The sequence below is a fragment of the Campylobacter sp. RM9328 genome (assembly GCF_012978615.1).
Window position 1 is genome coordinate 1 of sequence record NZ_LIWF01000097.1, and the last position, 306, is coordinate 306.

Sequence of the window (306 nt, forward strand, 5' to 3'; positions counted from 1 at the left end):
CAAAGCTTGGCAGATTTTCGTTCTTTACCGTATTTGATGTCTGTGTTGCATCGCCTCTGCTATCTTTTGAAGTTATGACGATAGTGCTATTTGCAACCTTCATAATATAGCCATACTCAAAGCAAAGCCCATATAAAAAGTCAAGATCGCTAATGTTGTTTTGCAAGGTTGAAACTATCGGTTGATTGTTTGTGCTTGTTTTTATGCTTAGTTTGTTTTCATTGGCTATTTTTGATGCTATGCTAAAAAGGCTAGTATTCTCCCAGCTTCTACGTTTGGCGAGCTTTTGAGGGCTTGCGAAATTTA

Annotated in this window: 1 pseudogene; it reads right to left on the reverse strand. The window is 37.6% G+C overall.

What is annotated here, in order from left to right:
* A pseudogene (locus CCAL9328_RS10850) lies at window positions 1–306 on the reverse strand (phage late control D family protein); the annotation flags it as partial.